At 69.1% G+C, this 21,233-nt stretch carries 17 protein-coding genes; 12 read left to right on the top strand and 5 right to left on the bottom strand.

The genetic code is table 11. The features are described from left to right. Nucleotides 1-124 precede the first annotated feature (124 nt). A complete protein-coding gene (locus tag ACMGFG_RS03700) occupies nt 125-1,099 on the top strand; it encodes an ROK family protein (protein WP_436929009.1) in 975 nt (324 codons plus the stop codon). Between the two features lie 500 nt (nt 1,100-1,599). After that, a complete protein-coding gene (locus ACMGFG_RS03705) occupies nt 1,600-2,010 on the top strand; it encodes a hypothetical protein (protein ID WP_436929010.1) in 411 nt (136 codons plus the stop codon). Nucleotides 2,011-2,127: 117 nt separating this feature from the next. Here the strand turns inward: ACMGFG_RS03705 and ACMGFG_RS03710 are convergent, their stop codons facing one another. The 3 genes from ACMGFG_RS03710 to glpK all read right to left on the bottom strand — a co-directional run bounded on the left by ACMGFG_RS03710 (nt 2,128) and on the right by glpK (nt 6,029). Continuing rightward, nucleotides 2,128-3,303, bottom strand: coding sequence for a Cdc6/Cdc18 family protein (locus ACMGFG_RS03710; RefSeq protein WP_436929011.1), 1,176 nt, complete (start codon nt 3,301-3,303; stop codon nt 2,128-2,130). 98 nt (nt 3,304-3,401) lie between these two features. Beyond that, entirely contained in the window at nt 3,402-4,493 is a 1,092-nt protein-coding gene (locus tag ACMGFG_RS03715) for a DUF7973 family transport facilitator (RefSeq protein WP_436929012.1), read from the bottom strand. A gap of 3 nt (nt 4,494-4,496) precedes the next feature. Beyond that, nucleotides 4,497-6,029, bottom strand: a complete 1,533-nt coding sequence (gene glpK, locus ACMGFG_RS03720) for a glycerol kinase GlpK (RefSeq protein ID WP_436929013.1) — start codon at nt 6,027-6,029, stop codon at nt 4,497-4,499. 401 nt (nt 6,030-6,430) lie between these two features. On the opposite strand from glpK, the gene glpA reads away from it, so the two are divergent. The 4 genes from glpA to ACMGFG_RS03740 all read left to right on the top strand — a co-directional run bounded on the left by glpA (nt 6,431) and on the right by ACMGFG_RS03740 (nt 11,260). Then, nucleotides 6,431-8,179, top strand: a complete 1,749-nt coding sequence (gene glpA, locus ACMGFG_RS03725; protein ID WP_436929014.1) for an anaerobic glycerol-3-phosphate dehydrogenase subunit GlpA — start codon at nt 6,431-6,433, stop codon at nt 8,177-8,179. Next, nucleotides 8,169-9,467, top strand: coding sequence for a glycerol-3-phosphate dehydrogenase subunit GlpB (gene glpB, locus ACMGFG_RS03730; protein ID WP_436929015.1), 1,299 nt, complete (start codon nt 8,169-8,171; stop codon nt 9,465-9,467). Before glpA ends, glpB begins: the two co-directional genes overlap by 11 nt. Before the next feature lie 212 nt (nt 9,468-9,679). Continuing rightward, the gene (locus ACMGFG_RS03735) at nt 9,680-11,005 is read left to right on the top strand and encodes an anaerobic glycerol-3-phosphate dehydrogenase subunit C (protein ID WP_436929207.1); all 1,326 of its coding nucleotides are present in this window, start codon (nt 9,680-9,682) and stop codon (nt 11,003-11,005) included. 51 nt (nt 11,006-11,056) lie between these two features. Next, nucleotides 11,057-11,260, top strand: coding sequence for a hypothetical protein (locus tag ACMGFG_RS03740; RefSeq protein WP_436929016.1), 204 nt, complete (start codon nt 11,057-11,059; stop codon nt 11,258-11,260). 35 nt (nt 11,261-11,295) lie between these two features. Here ACMGFG_RS03740 and ACMGFG_RS03745 read toward each other — a convergent pair whose 3' ends face one another. Both ACMGFG_RS03745 and ppc read right to left on the bottom strand, forming a co-directional pair. Further along, nucleotides 11,296-11,739, bottom strand: a complete 444-nt coding sequence (locus tag ACMGFG_RS03745) for a universal stress protein (protein ID WP_436929017.1) — start codon at nt 11,737-11,739, stop codon at nt 11,296-11,298. Between the two features lie 82 nt (nt 11,740-11,821). Continuing rightward, complete coding sequence (gene ppc / locus ACMGFG_RS03750) at nt 11,822-14,518, bottom strand: phosphoenolpyruvate carboxylase (RefSeq protein ID WP_436929018.1); 2,697 nt, start codon at nt 14,516-14,518, stop codon at nt 11,822-11,824. A 298-nt stretch (nt 14,519-14,816) separates the two neighbouring features. On the opposite strand from ppc, the gene ACMGFG_RS03755 reads away from it, so the two are divergent. The 6 genes from ACMGFG_RS03755 to ACMGFG_RS03780 all read left to right on the top strand — a co-directional run bounded on the left by ACMGFG_RS03755 (nt 14,817) and on the right by ACMGFG_RS03780 (nt 21,215). Continuing rightward, nucleotides 14,817-15,617: an alpha/beta fold hydrolase gene (locus ACMGFG_RS03755; RefSeq protein ID WP_436929019.1), complete on the top strand. Its 801-nt coding sequence runs from the start codon at nt 14,817-14,819 to the stop codon at nt 15,615-15,617. Next, nucleotides 15,610-17,169 carry an AMP-binding protein gene (locus tag ACMGFG_RS03760; RefSeq protein WP_436929020.1) on the top strand — a complete coding sequence of 520 codons (1,560 nt, stop codon included), beginning with the start codon at nt 15,610-15,612 and terminating at the stop codon, nt 17,167-17,169. Before ACMGFG_RS03755 ends, ACMGFG_RS03760 begins: the two co-directional genes overlap by 8 nt. Nucleotides 17,170-17,310: 141 nt before the next feature. Beyond that, on the top strand, nt 17,311-18,021 hold the full coding sequence (locus tag ACMGFG_RS03765) for a helix-turn-helix domain-containing protein (protein WP_436929021.1): 711 nt from the start codon (nt 17,311-17,313) through the stop codon (nt 18,019-18,021). A gap of 128 nt (nt 18,022-18,149) precedes the next feature. Then, nucleotides 18,150-19,613, top strand: coding sequence for an ABC transporter substrate-binding protein (locus ACMGFG_RS03770; protein WP_436929022.1), 1,464 nt, complete (start codon nt 18,150-18,152; stop codon nt 19,611-19,613). A 2-nt stretch (nt 19,614-19,615) separates the two neighbouring features. Next, complete coding sequence (locus ACMGFG_RS03775; RefSeq protein WP_436929208.1) at nt 19,616-20,485, top strand: ABC transporter ATP-binding protein; 870 nt, start codon at nt 19,616-19,618, stop codon at nt 20,483-20,485. 31 nt (nt 20,486-20,516) lie between these two features. Then, the gene (locus ACMGFG_RS03780; protein WP_436929023.1) at nt 20,517-21,215 is read left to right on the top strand and encodes an ABC transporter ATP-binding protein; all 699 of its coding nucleotides are present in this window, start codon (nt 20,517-20,519) and stop codon (nt 21,213-21,215) included. The last annotated feature ends 18 nt before the right edge of the window (nt 21,216-21,233 follow it).

Consider the following 21,233-nt stretch of genomic DNA (forward strand, 5'->3'; position numbering starts at 1 on the left):
CGCGGCGGACGGCCGTTCGAACGCCCGGAGGCCGCGAGGACGCCGCTCCCGACGTTCGAAGGAGGTACTCGGAGGCGGGTGAATATGTGCAGTTAAGTAGCGGAGGGTACACCGTAGAGGTACCATGGCCACCTACGCAGGGGTCGACCTCGGCGCGACGAACATCCGCGCCGTCGTGGGGGACGAGTCGGGGACCGTCGTCGCGTCCCGGCGGACGGAGACGCCCCAGGGACCGAACGGGATCGCGGTCACGGAGGCGGTCCTCGACGCGCTCCGCGGCGCCGCCGACGAGGCGGGCGTCGACCCGACGCGGATCGCCGCCGTCGGCATCGGTTCCATCGGCCCGCTCGACCTCGCGGAGGGGGCGATCGACAACCCCGCGAACCTCCCGGACTCCATCGACCGCATCCCGCTGACCGGCCCCATCGGTGAACTCGTCGACAGCGACGAGGTCTACCTGCACAACGACACCACCGCCGGCGTCATCGGCGAGCGGTTCTACTCGGAGCGCAACCCCGACGACATGGTCTATCTCACCATCTCCAGCGGCATCGGCGCCGGCGTCTGCGTCGACGGCGAAGTCATCCAGGGCTGGGACGGCAACGCCGGCGAGGTCGGCCACATGACCGTCGACCCCAACGGCTTCATGACCTGTGGCTGCGGCGTCGACGGCCACTGGGAGGCCTACTGCTCGGGCAACAACATCTTCCGCTACGCCCGGTGGCTCCACGACGAGGACCCCGTCGACACGTCGATGCCACTGGACAGCGCCGACTTCTCCTCGGCGGACGTGTTCGCCCACGCCGCGGAGGGCGACGCGTTCGCCGAGCACGTCCTGGACCAGGTGACCCGGTGGAACGTCATCGCCATCGCCAACATCGTCGACGCCTACGCCCCGCTGGTCATCTACGTCGGCGGCGCCGTCACGCTCAACAACCCCGAGCGGACCCTCGACCCGATCCGCGACCGGCTCGACGACGTTGTGTTCGGGAACGTCCCCGACGTGCAACTGACCACGCTCGGCGACGACGTGGTCGTCAAGGGCGCGCTCGCAAGCGCCATGACCGGCGGGACGGGCGACCGCTCGCGAGTTCGGTAGCGCAAATTCTGCTCAGGCGAGGACATCGAGTAGGACCCACGAGGTGGCAGTCTCCGGCTGGACTTCGGTGATTGCCCGTTCAGTTTATGTTGCGAGTTGAACGTCAGATCGTGTGGCTGTGTGAGACTGAACTCTGACAGACCCGGTCCGTTTATCCGCTCTCAGTCTCATCCCTCGATACAAAACGATGGAGACAACCACTATATGATCGCCAGAGAGGTCTCAGTAACAATGTTCTCCAAAAAAGCGTTGAGACTAACCGTCAGATAGTCATAATAGCATAATTGCTTGTATGATAGATGGATTTCCGCCGACGATTTTCGGCCCGCACTGTTGTTACTGTACTTACCGGACTCTGGACAATGGTTGTGGGTTTTGTGGCGTATTTCGCCCCGAACCACGGATTATATCCGCCGGTCGTCTGGTGGGCGATATTCCCTCTCGGGTGGGGACTTGTGCACCGTGGCACGCTGTCGGATAGGCGCCAACGCACTATTGTAGTGGGTACGACACTCCTCGGAAGTGCACTTATTATCGCTGGTTCGTGGATGGAATGGCCTGTAACGGGCCCGTTTGATCCCTCGGTAGTACTAACACTACTTGGAGAGAGTATCGAAAGAGGATACCAGTTCTTTGACCTTCCACTGGTGGCACTGGCGATAGTGGCTGGTCTCAGTGTCACGCGCTCCGGAGGCGGGCTGGGTAGAGCCCTGATCTCTCTCGTGACCGGCCTCTGTACGTTCCTGTGGATATTCAGTATTACTGCGCTCTGGACAGATGCATTTTGGACCTTCACGTGGACGTTCTACGTTCCGGTCGGCGGCGCTATCTGTCTGGTCTATGCCGGATTATTCGGCTTACTGTCTCTCGACAACGAGCAGTACGCCGCGATGGGCCCGCTCCCGACCTAATCATCCCAGAATAGCCGGGTCCGCACTGATTGTTATGCCTACAGTCTGTACTGAGCAAAAGTCGACGCCGGAACGGATGTCCGAACTATCGTACGACACCCGCTCGCTCGCGGCCGCTCACCCCCGCAGGTCGTACAGCCGTCGGAACGCCGTCGGGGGGAATCGCAGTTCGACGCGGCTCGGCGGGCGGCCCTGGCCGTCGGTGGCCTCCGCCTGGACGCGCTCGACGACGCCGACCTCGGCCATCTCGTAGAGGTAGCGCTTGACGGTGCCCGGCGAGAGGTCCACGGCGGGGACGGCGCCGATCGCCTCGGTGGTCGCGGTGACGGAGGCGCGGTCCTCGGCGGGGAGGTCGACGAGCTCGCGGAGGACGAGCTGTTTGTTCGCCGGGAGCGCGAGTACGCGGGCGAGCGAGGCCGCCCCGCGGGGGACCTCCTCGGTCGCGGCGGTCACGTCCGCCTCGGTGAGGCGGGTCCGTTCGTCCTCCGTGGCGCGGACCACGGCGACGAACAGCGCGGCCATCGCGTCGTGGGCGTTGCCCTCGGCCCACTCGGCGATCCGGCGGGCCAGGTCGTGGTCGAGACCCTGCCGACTGAGCCCGAGCGAGGCGCGGGTCATCAGCAGGTCGACGAGCGTCTCGCGGCGGTAACGGTCGACGCGGATCTCGGTCGCGGTGTACTCGGTCAACACCGTCTCCTCGGGGTCGCGGCGGCCGACGGCGAGCCAGCTCACGTTGCTCGGGAGACCGGCGAACAGGTCGACCAGCTCCTCGTCGCCGGTGCCGTCGGGCTCGCCGACGTGGTCGACGGCGACGACGACGCCCGTGCCGGCGTCGCCCAGCAGGGCGTGGAGCCGTTCGCGCAGCTCCGCGGTGGAGATCCCGTGGTCGGGCACCGACTCCTCGACCAGCGCGTCGAGGACCGCGTGGTAGAAGGCGAACTCGCTGGTCGTCTCGCGCAGGTCGAGGTAGGCGAACGCCGGCGAGGTGGGCGTGGCCGCGCGCGTGCTCGTGTGGATGATCGACCGGGTCTCGGTCGACAGCCGGTCGAGGTGGGTGAACAGTGCGGTGACGACGGCGGACTTGCCGGCGCCGAACGGGCCGGAGACGTAGGCGTTCGGCGGGAGCTTGCCGTCGAAGACCGGGTCGAGGTGGTCGAGCAGGCGCTCGAAGGTCGGCCCGCGGTCCGACGGCTCCTCGACGTGGGCGACCGGCGAGAGCGACTCGTAGTCCTCGACGAGGCGGCGGCCGTCCGTCCGTCGCTGTCGCCGTTTGATGCGCGCGTCGATGTCCATGGGAGTCCGGGCGAACGGTTGTGAATCAGTTCCGTCTCAGTATATAAATCGGTCGGGAGTGGCGAACGGCCGGGTGGGGCCGCCGCGGCGGGGACCGCTCAGAGGTACCCCGCGTTGGGCAGCACGCCCAGGATGGCCAGGATGCCGACGACCAGCATCGCGATGGCGATGGCCATCGCCGGCGGGTCGACGTGCGTGTCCGAGTGGGCGTAGAAGATCCGCTGGGTGACCTCGCCGAGCAGGCCGCTGACGGCGCCGAAGACGCCGGCGGCCAGCAGCGCGACGACGCTCCCGGCGACGGGGGCGAAGACGACTGCGCCGACCGCGCCGACGAGCGTGATGTGGTGGGTCACGGGGATCTTCTCGACGCCGAGATTCAGGAACAGCAGGCTCATCGCCGAGATGGCGTAGCCCATGAAGATGCTGCCCGTCTGGATCCAGATGTAGCCGCCGAGGATCCCGCCGACGAGGCCGATGGCGGTGACGCCCGACCACTTGTACTGGTGGGGGAGCCACGGCTCGGTCGCCAGCCGGCCGGCGTGCTCCTCGTCCACCTCGCCGCCGTCGGTCGCCATCCGCGGTTCCTCGCGCTCGAATGGCGACATATCCAGCAGGCTCCCGCCGGCCGAGCGGCCGACGATCGGGTAACCGAAGACGATCCGCGCGATGAACGCGCTGGCGACGACCGTCAGCGCGATGGAGTCGGTGACGCCCGTCCCGCCGACGACCAGCACCGCCGCCGAGAGCTGGTTGATGACCACGCCGATGACGCCGAAGACGGCGCCGACTGCGAGGATGTCCGGCTTCGTGCCGAACGCGTAGAGGATGTTCTTCCCGAAGTGGTAGTCCCACCCCTCGGGTTCCATCTCGGGGTACTTCTTGCCCGCGTACGCGGAGGCCGCGACACCGCCGGCGAAGGCAATGTGCGGGCCGGTGACGGCGCCGAAGCCGATGACGCCGGTGACGCCGGCGGCGAGTTCGCCCTGACCGATGGCCGGGAGGTCCATGACCTCGCGCTGGATGATCGCAAGCCCCTCGCCGAGGAAGACGACGAAGCCGGTGAAGATGAACGCCGGGAGCGCGCCCAGCGCCGCGCCGAACGCGCCGCCCGCCATCGCGGTGATCAACAGCAGGATGAACTGTTCCCACTCCATGCCGATGAGCGGCACCTGGAGGACCGTCTCGTACATGGATTACTCCTCCCGCGCCCAGTCGAGCGAGCGCTCGACGGCGTCGTCCCAGCGGCTGTACATCCGGTCGGCCTCTTCGCTGTCCATCTCCGGCGAGAACTCGCGGTCGACCTGCCAGTTGTCGCGCAACTCGTCGACCGAGTCCCAGTAACCGACGGCGAGACCGGCGGCGTAGGCCGACCCGAGTGCGGTCGTCTCGTCGACCTCCGGTCGGGCGATCTCCGTCTGGATGATGTCCGACTGGAGCTGACAGAGGAAGTTGTTCTTGACCGCGCCGCCGTCGACCCGGAGGCTCGTCGTCTCGACGCCGGAGTCGGCCTCCATCGCCTCGGCGATGTCGCGGGTCTGGTAGGCGATCGATTCCAGCGTCGCCCGGACGATGTGCTCCTTTCGGGTGCCGCGGGTCATCCCGACGATGGTGCCGCGGGCGCGGCCGTCCCAGTGGGGGGCGCCCAGCCCGGTGAACGCCGGGACCATGTACACCCCGTCCGTCGACTCCACGGAGCGGGCCAGTTCGGCGGTCTGGGCGGCGTTGTTGATCAGGTCCACGTCCTCGAGCCACTCGATGGCGGCGCCGGTGATGAAGATCGACCCTTCCAGGGCGTACTGGACGGGTTCGCCCGACATCTGGAAGCCGATGGTCGTAAGCAAGCCGTGTTCCGAGGAGACGGCCTCGTCGCCGGTGTTCATGAGGTAGAACGAGCCGGTCCCGTAGGTGTTCTTGGCGTCGCCGGCGTCGAAGCAGGTCTGGCCGAACAGCGCGGCCTGCTGGTCGCCCAGGGCCCCGGCGACGGGCACCTCGGCGCCGAGGAAGCCGTCCGGGTCGGTCGAGCCGTAGGTCGCCTCGTCGGAGGAGGGGCGGACCTCGGGGAGCATCGACTCGGGGACGCCGAACTCCTCTAAGAGGTCCGGATCCCAGTTGAGCCCCTCGATGTCGTAGAGCATCGTCCGGGAGGCGTTGGTCACGTCGGTGATGTGCTCGCCGGTGAGGTTGTAGATGAGCCAGGTGTCGATGGTGCCCATCCTGAGTTCGCCCTGCTCGGCGCGGTCGCGGACGCTCTCGCCGCGGGAGCTCTGGAGCTTCAGCGGCTCGGCGTTGTCGAGGATCCACTCGGCCTTCGTAGCGGCGAAGTAGGCGTCGGCTTCGAGGCCAGTCTTCTCGCGGATCCACCCGACCTTGTCCTCCTTTTCGAGCTGTTCGACGCGGTCGGTGGTGCGGCGGTCCTGCCAGACGATGGCGTTGTGGACCGGCTTGCCCGTCTCGGCGTCCCACACGACGGTCGTCTCGCGCTGGTTCGTGATCCCCAGCGCCTCGAGCTGGCTCGCGTCGAGCCCGCCGTCACGGAGGCCCCGCGTGACGACCTCCTGGGTGTTCTCCCAGATCTCGATGGGGTCGTGCTCGACCCACCCCGGCTCGGGGTAGATCTGTTCGTGCTGTTCGTATGCGTTCGCGACGACCTGGCCCTCGTGGTCGAACACCATGAATCGGGTGCCGGTCGTCCCCTGGTCGATCGCGCCGATGTACGTGTCTGCCATTGTCTGTCACCATGTGGCGGGATGTTTACGCCTGTCGCCGCCCTATCGATAAACAATATTGGGAATCATTATAAATGTTACTGACGGTCGGGCGGCTCCGGATATAGTAAGCCCGTGATACCGCTCGCTCGCGCGCCTGTGAGCCCGCGTCCGGGGTCGCGCGCGTCACGTTCGCGGGTCGACACCCGCGGACTGCGGATCCCTCACCGTCCGGTCGGGGAGTACGGACCGTCTACGGGCTGCTGGGGTCGACCCTCCGGCGAGTATTGCGTTCGTTCGAGCGGATAATCCGGGGCAGACCGAGAATTTGTCGACCCGACGAGGTAATAAAACCATTTTATTTATCGAGGGTATCGGTTCGCCGGTGAAGTAAAGTGGGTGGACGCCGAAGGTCCGGAGAGATGGCATCGACACCCCACATCGCGGTGCTCGGGGGCGGTTCGACGGGCAGCGGCGTCGCGCGCGACCTGGCGATGCGCGGGTTCGACGTGACGCTCGTCGAGCAGGGCAACCTCACGCACGGGACGACCGGGCGGATGCACGGGTTGCTCCACAGCGGCGGCCGCTACGCGGTCTCCGACCAGTCCAGCGCCCGGGAGTGCATCGAGGAGAACCGCGTCCTCCGGGACATCGCCGCCCACTGCGTCGAGGAGACCGGCGGCCTGTTCGTCAAGCGCCCCGAGGACTCCGAGGCGTACTTCAGGGAGAAGCTCGAGGGCTGCGAGGCCTGCGGGATCCCCGCCGAGGTGCTCTCCGGACGGGAGGCCCGCGCGATGGAACCCCACCTCGCCGAGGATATCGACAGGGCGATCCACGTCCCGGACGGCGCGGTCGACCCGTTCCGGCTGGTCGTCGCCAACGCCGCCAGCGCCGTCGAACACGGCGCGCGCGTCGAGACCCACTCCGAGGTCACCGACCTGCTCGTCGAGGACGGACAGGTCGTCGGCGTCGAGGTCGAACACGCCTCCGGGCCGGGCCTGCGCGTCCACGGCACCGAGGGCGGTCGCGAGGAGATCCGCGCCGACCACGTCGTCAACGCGACCGGCGCGTGGGCGGGCCAGATCGGCGACATGGCCGGCGTCGACATCGAGGTCCGCCCCTCGAAGGGCGTGATGACGATCATGAACGTCCGGCAGGTCGATACGGTGATCAACCGCTGCCGGCCGAAGGGCGACGCCGACATCGTCGTCCCCCACGAGACGACGGCGATCCTCGGGACGACCGACGAGGAGGTCTCCGACCCCGAGGACTACCCCGAGGAACAGTGGGAGGTCGACATGATGATCGACACCCTCTCGGAGCTGATCCCCATGCTCGAAGACGCCCGGACGATCCGCTCGTTCTGGGGCGTCCGCCCGCTGTACGAGCCGCCGGACGTGGGCAGCGAGGACCCCACCGACATCACGCGCGACTTCTTCCTGCTCAACCACGACGACCGCGACGACCTGCCGGGGATGACCAGCATCGTCGGCGGGAAGTTCACCACCTACCGGATGATGGCGGAGGGGATTTCGGACCACGTCTGCGACCGCTTCGGGGTCGACGCCGCCTGCCGCACCGCCGACGTACCGCTTCCGGGTAGCGAGGACTTCGACGTGCTCCGCGATTACATGGACGAGTTCGGCCTCCAGTCGCCGATCGGCCGCCGCAGTGTCGAACGGCTGGGGTCGCGGGCCGAGGAGGTGCTCGACACCGACGGGCCGAACCCCGTCGTCTGCAACTGCGAGGGCGTCACGCGCGCGGAGGTCCAGGACGCCATCGAGGGATCGGGTTCGGACCTCAACGCCGTCCGCATCCGGACCCGAGCCACGATGGGCAACTGCCAGGGCGGCTTCTGCGCCCACCGCCTCGCGGGGGAACTGGAGGACAGCTACGGCGAACCGACCGTCCGGGAGGCCTGGGACGAGCTCCTGCAGGAGCGCTGGAAGGGCCAACGGCACGCGCTGTGGGGCCAGCAGCTCTCCCAGGCGATGCTCAACTACGCGCTGCACGCCACGACCCAGAACCGCGACCGCGACCCCGCTGACGCCGACGAACCGGTCGACTTCGCGGCGTTCGACGCCGGGCCGACCGGAGCGGTCGACGGCCCGACGGACGGGAGCGCGGGCGATACCGGCGTCGCGACCGACGGAGGGCGCGATGGCGATTGACTCGGAAGTCGTCGTGGTCGGCGGCGGGCTCGCCGGCGGGTTCGCCGCGCTCGGGGCCGCCCGTGCGGGCGCCGACGTGCGGCTGCTCTCCTACAAACAGAGCACGCTCGCGCAGGCATCCGGGCTCGTCGACGTGCTGGGGTACGTGCCGGACGGAGCCGCGAACGGAGCGGCCGCCGACGGCCCCGTCGTCGACCCGTACGCGGCGATCCCGGACCTTCCGGACGACCACCCCTACCGGACGGTCGGCGTCGACGGGGTCCGCGAGGCCATGGCGGTCTTCGACGCGGTGGCCGACCGCTACCGCGGCGAACACACCGACCGCAACGCACTCCTGCCGACCCACGGCGGGACGGTCAAGCCTACCGCGCGATACCCAGCCGGCGCCGCGGCGGGCGTCGCCAGCGACGACCGCGACGCCCTGCTGGTCGGCTTCGAACGGCTGGTCGACTTCGACGCGCCACACGCGGCCACCCACCTCGAAAACGCGGGCGTCCCGTTCGAGGTCGAGGGCGCGACCATCGCCTTCCCCGGCGATCTGGCCGCCGACGCGAAGGTGACCCGCTACGCGAAACTGCTCGACGAGGACGCGCCGGTCGAGACCCGGTCGGGCGGGCAGCGCCGGGCCCGCGACGCGCTCGCGGCCGCGGTCGAACCCCACCTCGACGGTGCAGAGCGGGTCGGCTTCCCCGCGGTGCTGGGCGACGACGACCCCGGCGCGGTCCGCGAGTCACTCGAATCGACGCTGGGTGTCCCCGTCTTCGAGGTGCCGATGGGGCCGCCGTCGCTGCCGGGACTCCGCCTGGAGGACGACCTCTACGCGGCGCTGGACGCCGCGGGCGTCAGCATGGAGACGGGCAACCCGGTCGTCGACTACGACGGGGAAGACCGGCTCGAAGAAGTCCACGTCGACCGCAACGGGGCGAGCATTCCGTTCTCCGCCGACCAGTTCGTCCTCGCGACGGGCGGGCTGGTCGGGAAGGGGGTCGGATCGGACCGCGAGGGCGTCGAGGAGTCGGTCTTCGACTGCCACGTCCCACACCCCTCGGACCGCTACGAGTGGTTCGACACGGACGCCTTCGGCGACCACGACTTCGCCCGCTTCGGCGTCCCGACCGACGGGGGCCTGCGGCCCCTCGACGCCGGCGGCGACCCCGAGTTCGGGAACCTCCGGGCCGCCGGCTCGGTGCTGGGCGGCTACGACTTCGCGGCCGAGAAGTCGGGCAGCGGCGTCTCCATCGCGACCGGACACGCGGCCGGTGGGGCCGCCGCGGAGGCGGTCCGATGACCGACGAGCGAGCGGCGGACGGGCCGGCCGGCGCGGACGAGACGGACGGCGTGGACGATACGGACGGCGTGGACGATACGGACGGCGTGGACGATACGGGCGGTGTAGCGGACGGTACGGACGACAGCGCGGGAGACGACTCCGATTCCGGACCGCCGCGGGTCCCGGACGGCGGGACGGCGAGCGGCGGCGCGAGCGACACGACGGGACCTATGAGCGACACGGACCACACCAGCGACTTCGAACCGGCGGCACCGAACCCCGACGAGAACCACGAGCCGACGCAGGTCTTCGGCGAGGCCGAGGAGTTCGACCTGCGGCCGGGCGCCGACTCCTGTTACAAGTGCTCGTCCTGCGACACCAGTTGCCCGGTCGCGGAGGTCGACGACGACTTCCCCGGGCCGAAGTTCCAGGGGCCCGAGCAGTGGCGGCTCACACAGACCGACGAGGACTACGAGGTCGACGAGTCGGTGATGTCCTGCTCGAACTGTATGCGCTGCGACGACGCCTGCCCGTCGGGCGTCCCCCTCAGCCAGATGCACAACACCACCCGGGGCCGGTACGTCGACGAGCAGATGAGCAAGCTCTCCGTCGAGTACTGGCGCAACCGCATTCTGGCCAACTACCGCACGTCGGCCGCCCTCGCGAGCAAGGTCCCCCGGCTCGCCAGCTTCGCGATGAACTTCGGCCCGGCCCGCTGGGTCATGGAGAAGACGCTCGGCGTCACCAGCGAACGCGACTTCCCGGAGTTCGCGACCGAGACGTTCACCGACTGGTGGCAGGCCCGCGGCGGCGCGCAGGTCCAGTCCGACGACAAGCGGGTCGCGTACTTCCACGGTTGCTACGCCGAGTACAACACCCCCGAGGTGGCCAAGGCGCTCGTCCGGCTGTTCGAGCACTTCGGCTACCAGGTGGCGGTCCCCGAACAGGGCTGTTCGGGCACGCCGATGTTCGCCAACGGGATGTTGGACGACGCCCGCCGCGACGCCGAGACCAACGTCGCGTCGCTGTCGGCGCTGGTCGAGGAGGGCTACGACGCCGTCTGTTCCTGCACCTCCTGTTCGATGAGCCTCCGCCAGGAGTACCCCGAGCTGTTCGACTTCGAGGGCACGGCGGAGGTGGCCGCCCACACCTACGAGGCCGTCGAGTACCTGCGGATCCACGAGGACCTGTCCGGTGCGGTCGCCGACGCGGACGTGGACGGCGAACTCGCCGAGGAGTTCGCCTACCACGCGCCGTGTCACGCCCGCAACCAGGGGCTCGACCGCCAGGCCGTCGAACTGTTCCGGGACCTGGACGGCGTCGATATCGAGGACGTTGGCGACTCCTGTTCCGGTATCTCGGGCACCTACGGGTGGAAGGAGGAGAAGTACGACTACTCGATGGAGATCGGCGAGGAGATGTTCGACCACATGGAGGATGCGGAGGGCCAGACCGGCATGACGGAGTGTCCCACCTGCGCGATGCAGATGGAACACGGCACGGGCTACGAGATCCGCCACCCGCTGGAACTGCTCGAAGCCGCCCTGGTCGAGTGAGACTGCGGCGCTCTCACCACTTTCTTGTCGGCTGGCGCACCACCCGCGGGCATGCCAGAGCGTACTCCACCCGACCGGTCGACCCCCGTCTACGCGAGCCGTACGGGAACGAACGCCCTGCTCGCGCTTCTCACCGTCACCGTCGCGGCCGGCTTCGCCGGGGCCGAACCGGTCGTCTACGCAGTCCTCTACGGGGTCCCCGTGCTGGCCGCGCTCGTGTGGGTGAAGCGACCCGTGGACCACGTCGCGGAGTGACCGTGCGGTGCCGCACCCGGAGCGTCGCCGTCGGGTCACCCGCCCCGGACGAACGTCACGGGGCAGGGCGCTTCCAGCAGGACCTTCTGGGCCGTCGACCCGAACACCGCTTTCCCGGACGGGCGGCGCTTGCGGCCGCCCACGAACACGAGATCCGCGTCGGTGGACTCCGCGAGCCCGACGACTTCCTCGCCCACCTCGCCGACGCGACCTCGGATCCGCACGTCGAGCCCAGCCTCCGAGAGCCGGTCCCGGAACGACTGGACGGTGGTCTGCCGGGCGGCGACCGCGTCGGGTTCGGCGTCGTCCCCGAAACCCAGCCGGTCGCTCACCTCGGCGAATCGCTCGCGGGAGAAGACGTGCCCGAGGACGACCGTGGCGTCGGCCGGCCCCGCCACGTCGCTGACGGCGGTCACGATCGGGTCCGTTCGTTCCTCGTCGCCGGGCCCGACCGCGACGAGGACGGTGTCGAGTGCCATGGGCGGCGGTTCGGCCCCTCGCCGCAAGCGCCTTTCGTCGGTTCATCCGCGGAGGAACCCGTGAACGGCGAGTAAGGGGTTCCTACCCGGTGTTCTTCATCCCCGCGGCGATGCCCTGAACCGTGAGCCGCAGGGTGCGCTCCTCGGCCTCGGTGAGGTGCGACTGGTCGAGCAGCCGCACCTGCAGGAGGTTCAGCGGGTCGACGTAGGGGTTGCGTCGGGCGAGGTTCTCGGCCAGCCACTCGCGGCGCAGGAGACTGTCGCGGTCGGTGATCGTCTTCACCAGCTCGACGGCGGATTCGTACTCCTCGCGGATTCGCGGGAAGAACTCCGCGCGGAGTTCGTCGGGCGCGAGGTCGGCGTAGCGCTCGGCGATCTCCATCTCCGAGCGGGCCAGCGCCAGCGCCGCGTTGTCCAGCGTCGTCTGGAAGAACAGCCACTCGTCGTACATCTCCCGCAGCGTCCCCACGTCGCCGCCCGAATCGAGGTACGCCTCGATGCCGGTCGCAAGCGAGTACCAGCCGGGGAGGATACAGCGGGCCTGGGTCCACGAGAACACCCACGGGATGGCGCGCAGGTCGTCGACGCTGCGGTCCTCCGAGCGCGAGGCCGGCCGCGACCCGAGGTTCAGGTCCTCGATGACGGTGATGGGGGTGGCGGTCTCGAAGAACTCGACGAACCCGTCGGATTCGAGCAGGTCGACGTACTCCTGGCGGGCGGCCTCGGCGGCCGTCTCCATCGCCTCGGCCCACTTTTCGGGCACCTCTTCGACCGGGTTCTCCATCGCGTTGTGCCGGGCGCGGATCTGGGCGTCGAGCATCTGTTCGAGGTTGCGCTCGGCGATACGGCGGTTGGCGTACTTCTCGGAGATGGTCTCGCCCTGCTCGGTGAACTTGATCTGCCCGGAGACCGTCTCGTTGGGCAGGGCGAGCATGGCGTCGTTCATCGGGCCGCCGCCCCGGGAGATGGAGCCGCCGCGACCGTGGAACAGCCGCATCTCCACGTCGTAGTCGTCGGTGATCGCGGCCAGCCGGCGCTGGTTGCGGAAGAGGCTCCAGTTCGCCGCGAGGAAGCCGTTCTCCTTGTTGGAGTCGGAGTAGCCGAGCATGATCTCCTGAATGCCGTCACGCGCTTCGAGAGCCTGCTGGTAGGCCTCGTTCTCGAACAGCGTCCCCATGATCCGGCGGGCGCCGTCGAGCGCGTACTTCGACTCCAGGAGCGGCACCACGTCCAGCCCGCAGTAGCCCGGCAGGTCGACGACCCCGGCCTGGTCGGCGAGGAAGAGGACTTCGAGGACGTGAGACGGCTCCTCGCACCAGCTGATCGCGTAGGTGTCGATGGCGTCGACGCCGTAGTCGTCCTGCCACTCGGCGGTCTTCTCGAAGCGGCGGAGCACGCGGGCGGCCTCGTCGGAGAGGTCCGCGCGGTCTTCGAGGTCGACGACGGGCTGGTCCTGGAGGATGGCTTCGGTGAGGAAGTCGACGCGCTCGTCCTCGTCCATCGACTCGTAGTCGATCCCGTCGCGGTCGACGGCCTCGGCGATGGCGTTGGTGTGTTTCGCGCGGTGGTCGCGCAGGTCGAGGCTGGCGAGGTTGAACCCGAAGGTGTCGACGGTCCGGTAGAGGGGGTCGACGTGGGCCTCGGCGATGGCCTCGCCCCCGTTGGCTCGCAGGCTCTCGGCGATAGCTTCGATGTCTTCGAGGAACTCGCTCTCGTCGCCGTAGCCGCCGGGGCGCACGTCGTCGACGCGGAGGACGCGCTCGCGCATCAGCTTCAGCAGCTGCCGGTAGGGTTCGTCGGGGTAGCGCTCGCGAGCCGTCTCGGCCACGGCGGGCAACCGTTCGCGGTTGTCGGTCAGCCGCTCCTCGAGGCGCCCGCCGGTGTCGAGCTGCCCCGCGTCCTGGCTGAGCACCCCCGACAGGGTCTTCAGCCGGTCGCGGTACAGCGGGACCGCGACCGACTGCTGGCGGTCGAGCGTCTCCTCGGTCACCTCGGGCGTGACGAAGGGGTTGCCGTCGCGGTCCGACCCGGCCCACGAGCGGAACTCGTAGAGCTTCGGCACGTCGACCTCGCCGTCGAACTCGTCGTCGACGGCACGTTCCAGGGCGTCGTACACCTCGCTGATGACCTCGAAGAGGACGTTCTCCAGGTACCACTGGACGTTCAGCGCCTCGTCGGTCACGTCGGGCCGGCGCTCGCGGACCTGCGCGGTCTGCCAGAGACTCGTCACCTCGGGCTCCAGGTCCCGCTCGACCGCGGCCTGCTCGTCGCGGGTCAGCCGCACCTCGTCGAGCCGTTCGAGGTCGTTCGCGACCGACCGGAGCTTCGCCTTGACGGTCTTCCGCCGGGCCTCGGTCGGGTGGGCGGTGAACGTCGGCTGGATGAGTACGTCGTCGAGCACCTGCTCGACGGTCTCGGCGTCGAGGCCCCGCTCGGCCAGTTCCTCGACGGCCGCGCGGACGCTGTCCTCCAGCGTCCCCTCGTGGCTCCCCTCGCGGATCTCCCGGACCCGCTGGCGCTCCTCGGCGAGGTTGATCAGCTCGAAGTACGTCGTGAACGCCCGCGCGACCACGTCGCTCTCCTCCGGCGAGAGCCCGTCGAGCGTCTCGTGGATCGCCGCGCGGTCCTCGGCGTCGCCCCGGCGGTAGTCGACCGCCGCCGTCCGGATCCGTTCGACTATCTCGAACGCGGAGTCGGAGCGCTGTTCCCGGATTATCTCCCCGAGCAGCTCGCCCAGCTCCCGCACGTCGCGGTTGACCTCTCTGGCATGTAATTCCATAACAGTCCGTCTCAGGGCCACTCGTAAAACTCTAGCGGAACTCGGAATCTCTCAGGGTCGTGTATTCGGAATCGGACCCCCCTCCCGAAACCGGCTTGACGGGTCGGCCAGGTTTCTGGAACCGAGTCGGAAACGGTTCGGCTCTGACGAAAGTTCCGTTCAAGGGCTAACGAGCGCCGAAGTGCGTCCGTCGCGGCGTTCGAGGGCATCGATTCCGGCCCGCTGGCGTTCGGGAGGCTGTCGCGGGGTTCACACGTGAACGTCCGGGTTGAAGGACGAGGGCTTCGATGACTCCGCCATGGCGTACGCGACGAACGACGGGACCCGGATCGCCTACGACGTGGCGGGGCCTGCCGACGCCGAGACGGTGACCTTCCTCGAGGGGCTGGCTTACGGGACCTGGATGTGGAACTGGCAGCGCGAGGGGCTCGACGACTACCGCACGGTCGTCATGGACAACCGGGGGACCGGCGACTCAGACGCGCCGGAGGGGCCGTACACCGCCGCGGAGATGGCCGCCGACCTGGAAGCGGTCCTCGACGACGCGGGGATCGAGCGGACGCACCTGGTCGGCGCCAGCCTCGGCGGGATGATCGCCCAGCGCTACGCGATCGACTACGACCGCGCCGAGTCGGTCGCGCTGCTCTGTACGACCCACGGGGGCGAGGAGTCGGTCCCGATCCCCGAGGAGACGCAGGCGCGGATGCTCTCCGTCCCCGAGGAGTACGGCCCCGCCGAGCGGATCCGCCACAAGATGGAACCGGCGTTCACCGACGAGTTCTGGGCGGAGAATCAGGATGTCGTCGAACAGATCGTCGACTGGCGGCTGGAGACCGACCCCTCCGAGGACGCCTACGAGTGGCAGAGCGCGGCCGCGGTGGGCTTCGACGCGAGCGACGAACTGGCGGCGATCGACGTGCCGACGCTCGTCCTCCACGGCACCGCCGACCGCGTGCTGCCGCCCGAGAACGGGAGGCTCCTGGCGGAACGGATCCCCGGCGCGGAGCTGGTGGAGATCGAGGGCGGCTCGCACCTGTTCTTCGTCGAGCGTGCCGATCGGGTAACCGACGAGCTCCGGGAGTTCGTCGAGAATGTCTGACTGGGTCGGCGCCTGGAGCGAGAAGCGCGCCGCGCTCTCGCCCGACAGGGTCGGGCTCGTCGACGCCGCGACGGGGACCGAGTACACCTACGCCGACCTCGACAGCCGGGCCAACCGCTGTGCGCGGCTCCTCGCAGACCAGGGGGTCACGGCAGAATCGAGCGACACGCCCACCGACGCGGGTGGTCGCGTCGCGGTCGTCTCCCGGAACCGCCCGGAGTTCGTCGACCTGTTCTTCGCGACGGGCAAGACCGGCGGCGTCCTCGCCCCGCTGTCCCACCGGCTGGCCGCGCCGGAACTCGCGGAACTCCTGGCGAACGTCGACCCCGAACTCGTGGTCGTCGAGGAGCCGTTCGCAGACCTCGTCGGCGACGCGGCCGACGAGGTGGCCTGGGACGCCGACGCGCCGATCCTGTCATTGGCAGTCGACGGCGAAGCGACCTGGAAGTCCTACGAGTCCGCCCTGCCGGAGGACGATGCGCCGTTCGACGGTCCCGCCGTCGACGCCGCCGACCCCCACCTGTTCCTCCACACCGGCGGGTCGACTGGGACGCCGAAGGAGACGGTCGTCTCCCACGAGGCGCTCGTCTGGAACTCGGTGAACACGATCACCGCGTGGGGCCTGCGGGACGACGACGTGACGCCGATGGTGTTCCCGATGTTCCACACCGGCGGCTGGAACGTTCTGACACTGCCCCTGTTCCACATGGGCGGGACGGTGGTGATCGACCGCGAGTTCGACCCCGGCCAGATCCTCGGGATCGTCGAGGAGCGGTCGGCGACCGTCCTCGTGGCCGTCCCCGCCGTGCTCCGGATGATGACCGAACACGACCGCTGGGCGGAGACGGATCTGTCCTCGCTGCGGTTCGTCAAGTCCGGGGGCGGACCCTGCCGCGAGTCGGTCATGGAGGCGTGGTGGGACCGCGGTGTCGACCTCTCGCAGGGGTACGGGCTGACGGAGTGTGGCCCCAACAACTTCGCGATGCCGGACGACTGGCCGCGAGAGAAGGCACACACCGTCGGCGTGGCGAACATCCACGTCGACGCGCGCGTCGTCGACGACGACGGCGAGGAACTCTCGGCGGGGGAGATCGGCGAACTCCAGTTGCGGTCGCCCCACGCGGCGGACGGCTACTGGTCGTCGCCGGAGGAGAGCGCCGAGACCTTCGGCGAGTGGGTGTCGACCGGCGACCTGGCCCGCGTCGACGACGCGGGCTACGTCTCCATCGAGGGCCGCAAGAAGAACATGTTCGTCAGCGGCGGCGAGAACGTCTACCCCGCCGAAGTCGAGGACGCCGTCGTCGACCACCCCGCCGTCGCTGACGCCGTCGTGATCCCCGTCCCCGACGAGCAGTGGGGCCAGGTCGGGAAGGCCGTCGTCGAACCCGCGGACGGCGAGCGGGAACTGGCCCTCGACGACCTCCGGGGGTTCCTCGACGGCCGGCTGGCCCGATTCAAACACCCCAGACACCTCGCGTTCGTCGACGAACTCCCGACGAGCGGCCCGGACAAGATCGACCGCGAGGCCGTCGCCGCCGAGTTCGGCGAGTAGCGGTCATTCCGCATCGGACCGCGCCCCGGTTCACGGTCCGCGGTTCCCCGACTAGGATTCGCCTACCCCGAACGCTGCCTTCGAGGGTAGAATCATTTATGTTCGTGAGGGAAGTCGGTTCGAAGAAGGGGTGTTTCGCACGTGATCGACATCTCGATGGACATGGAGCAGTACGACTGCCCGTTCATCGACACGACGGCGGACCACGGGGTCGCGTTCTCGGCGGTCCACTGGGAGTTCGACCAGTCCCGGCGTGCGCTGGAGACGCGGATGGTCGTCGAGGGGGGCGACCGCGACCAGCTCACGAACGGGCTCGACGCGCTCCGCGAGCACGGCAACATGAACGACTACACGCTGTTGCGCCGGCGCGACGACGTGGCCCACATCCGGACGGTCATCGACGAGACGGCGGCGATGGAGACCATCCGGGACAACGACGGCTACATCACCGGCCCGTTCTACATCGAGGACGGCAGCGAGGTGTGGCACGTCGGCTTCGACCGCGCGCGCCAGGCCGACGACACGCTCGCCGAGCTCGAACGGGACAACGAGTTCGACGTGCTCGAGCGCTCGGACACGACGCTGCCGGACCTCCAGCAGCTGGTCCAGAACGCCGGCGCCGCGATGACGCTCGTCCAGGGCTGCGAGGAACTGTCGGAGACCGAGCGGGAGACCCTGGAGACGGCCGTCTCCTCGGGCTACTTCGAGTCGCCCCGCGACGCCACCCTCGGGACGCTGGCCGACGAGTTCGACGTCTCCAAGCCCGCCGTCTCCAAGAACCTCCGGCGGGGCCAGCGCAAGATGATCGAACGGGTCGTCGACGCGCTCGACGAGATCGACGACGCGGAGTGAACCCGCTCTCCGAACCACGGATTCTCACGCCGGTCGGGCCGTGGAACCCCTGTTTCGCTCGCCCGAACTCGCTCGTTAACATGTGAACCCGGGTGGATATGGCCGTGAGGGGAGTATCACAAACTATCATGCGAGAGCATATCACGCGGAGACGGGCGCTGAAGTCGCTGGGTGTCGCCGGTGCCGCGGCGCTGGCCGGCTGTTCCGACGGCGGCGGCACACCGACCGACGGTGACGGCGACACCGGCGGCGACGGGAACGGTGGCGGCAACGACGGAGACGGCGGCGACGCGGCGACCGACTCAGGCATGAACGGAACGGCGACGGGCACGGCGAGCAGCGTATCGGGCGAGGTGACGATCGGCGTCCTCCAGCCGATGTCGGGCAACCTGGCGTACTACGGCCAGCAGGGCCTGTGGGGGTTCCTCTCCGGGCTGGCTTACAAGGCCGGGGCGGACCCGGCCGGACAGGTCGGCACCGGCGAGACGACCGTGACCGTCGGCGACGTGGATTACCGGCTGCTCGTCCGCGACACGGAGTTCGCGGCGGACGCAGCCCAGTCGGCGGCCACGTCGCTCGTCCGGGACGACGGCGTCGACATGCTCGTCGGCTGTTCGTCGTCGTCGGCGGCCGAGCGGGTCATCGGCCAGGTCGTCACCCAGGCGCAGGTGCCGTTCGTGGCCGGTCCCGCCGCCTCGGCGGCGATCACGTCGAACGGCGACTACTGCAGCGACCTGGTCTTCCGGGCCAGCGAGAACACGGCGATGGACGCCCGCTCGGGCGGCCGCTACGTCGCCAACGAGACGGACGTGTCCCGGGTGTACCTGTTCGGTGCCGACTACAGCTTCGGCCGCGCCGTCGTCAACAACTACGAGACGGTCCTGCGGGACAACGGCGTCGAGATCATCAACAAGCGCTTCGTCGAGCGGGGCTACGCCGAGTGGGACGGCCTGCTCGACAACGCCGAGGAGGCCGGCGCCGAGGGCATCGTCGGCGGGTTCACCGTCACGACGCTCCCGAACCTGTTCAGTTCGTTCCTCTCGGGGGACTACTCGTTCCGGGCGTTCGGCGGGTTCGCGACCCAGATCACAAACCAGGTCGTCGGCAACACGATGGAGTCGGTCCTCGGGTCGCCGCTGACGGCGGAGAAGATCGAGGGTTCGCAACTGGGTCCGTTCACCACGCGGTACCACTGGAACCAGTACGACAACGAGATCAACGACTGGTTCGTCGACAACTACACGAGCGCCTACGAGGTCGTCCCCGACCTCTTCACCTCGGGGACGTTCACGGCCGCCTCGGCCATTCACCAGGCCGTTCAGTCGTCGGGCTCGACCGAGGGCGCCGACATCGCGGGCGCGCTGAAGGGGATGACCGTCGCCGACACGCCGAAAGGCGAGGACGGCTACACGTTCCAGGAGTACAACAACCAGGCCCGCTCGGAGATGACCGTGGCGAGCCCGGTCCCGACGAGCGACGAGTACGCCGACAGCTGGGGCGCCTCGATCATGCCCGGCGAGCCCCAGGCCCGCATCTCCGGCGAGAACGCCACCATCCCGGCCGACAGCCCGGACATGAACTGCTCGCTGTGAGCATGCTGCGGACGAACGGCCTCACGAAGGAGTTCGGCGGCCTCACAGCCGTCGACGACGTGGACTTCGAGCTGGGCGACGAGCTGTGCTCGCTCATCGGCCCCAACGGCGCCGGGAAGACGACCTTTTTCGACCTGCTGACGGGCGCGCTCGAACCGACCCGGGGAACCATCGAGTTGCGCCGCGGAGGGAGCGACGGCGCGGGCGGAGCCGACGCCGGCGGGAGCGCCGCAGCCGACGGCGCCGACGAGTGGGTCGACGTGACCGACGCCTCGCCCGACGAGACGGCGGCGATGGGGGTCCACCGCTCGTACCAGATCACGAACGTCTTCCCGACGCTGTCGGTGCTGGAGAACGTCCGGATCGCCGCGCAGGCGGCCGGCGACGACGCCGCGACGTTCTGGCGGAACGTCGACGCCTACGACGAGTACGTCGCGGAGGCCCGCGAGATCCTCGACCGGGTAGGGCTGGCGGGCCGGGCCGACGACCTGGCGGAGAACCTCAGCCACGGCGCCAGTCGGCAACTGGAAGTGGCGGTCGCGCTGGCGGGCGACCCCGACGTGCTCCTGCTGGACGAGCCCAACGCCGGGGTCTCCTCGGAGAGCGTCGACGACATCGTCGCGCTCATCGAGGACGTGGCCGCGGACCACGCCGTCCTGCTGGTCGAACACAACATGGACATCGTGATGGAGGTCTCCGACCGGGTGGTCGTCCTCAACCAGGGCGCGGTCATCGCCGACGGCGAGCCCGAGGCGGTCCGCGAGGACCCCGCCGTCCAGGAGGCCTACCTCGGCGGCTACGAGCCCGGCGACCTGGACCGCCGCGGGGACGGGACCGCGACCGACTCCGACGACACGGAGGGAGTCGCGTGAGCGCGCTCCGACCGCTCGGGAGGTGGGCCGCGTGACACTGCTCGAACTCGCCGACGTGGAGACGTACTACGGTGAGAGCCACGTGCTGGAGGGCGTCACGCTCTCTGTCGAGGAGGGCGAGGTAGTCGCGCTCGTCGGGCGCAACGGCGTCGGCAAGACGACGACGCTGCGGTCGGTCCTCCAGCTGACCCCGCCCCGCGAGGGGACGATCCAGTACCGCGGCGAGGAGCTGGTCGGCCTCGAGACTCACGAGGTGGCCGAGCGCGGCGTCGGCTGGATCCCCGAGGACCGGCGGGTCTTCTCGCAGCTCACCGTCGCCGAGAACGTCCGCGTCGCGGTGCCCGACGGCGCCGACGCCGGCGAACGGGTCGCCCGCGTCTACGACACGTTCCCGATCCTCGAGGAACGACGCGACCAGGAGGCGGGGACGCTCTCGGGCGGCCAGCAGCAGATGCTCGCGCTCGCCCGCGGGCTCGTCGGCGACAACGACCTCCTGCTGGTCGACGAGCCCAGCGAGGGGCTGGCGCCGCAGATCGTCGCCGACGTGGCCGAGGCGCTGGCCGACGCAGCGACCGAGACCACGCTGCTGCTCGTCGAGCAGAACCTCCCGCTGGCGCTCGATCTCGCCGACCGCTTCTACGTCCTCGACAAGGGACGGGTCGTCGACGACGGCGACACCGCCGACGTGTCCGCCGACGACGAACGGCTCAGGAGGTACCTCTCGGCATGACCGGGGGGGCACTCCTTC

It is taken from the genome of Halosimplex halobium (assembly GCF_051414055.1).
Taxonomy (GTDB): Archaea; Halobacteriota; Halobacteria; order Halobacteriales; family Haloarculaceae; genus Halosimplex; species Halosimplex halobium.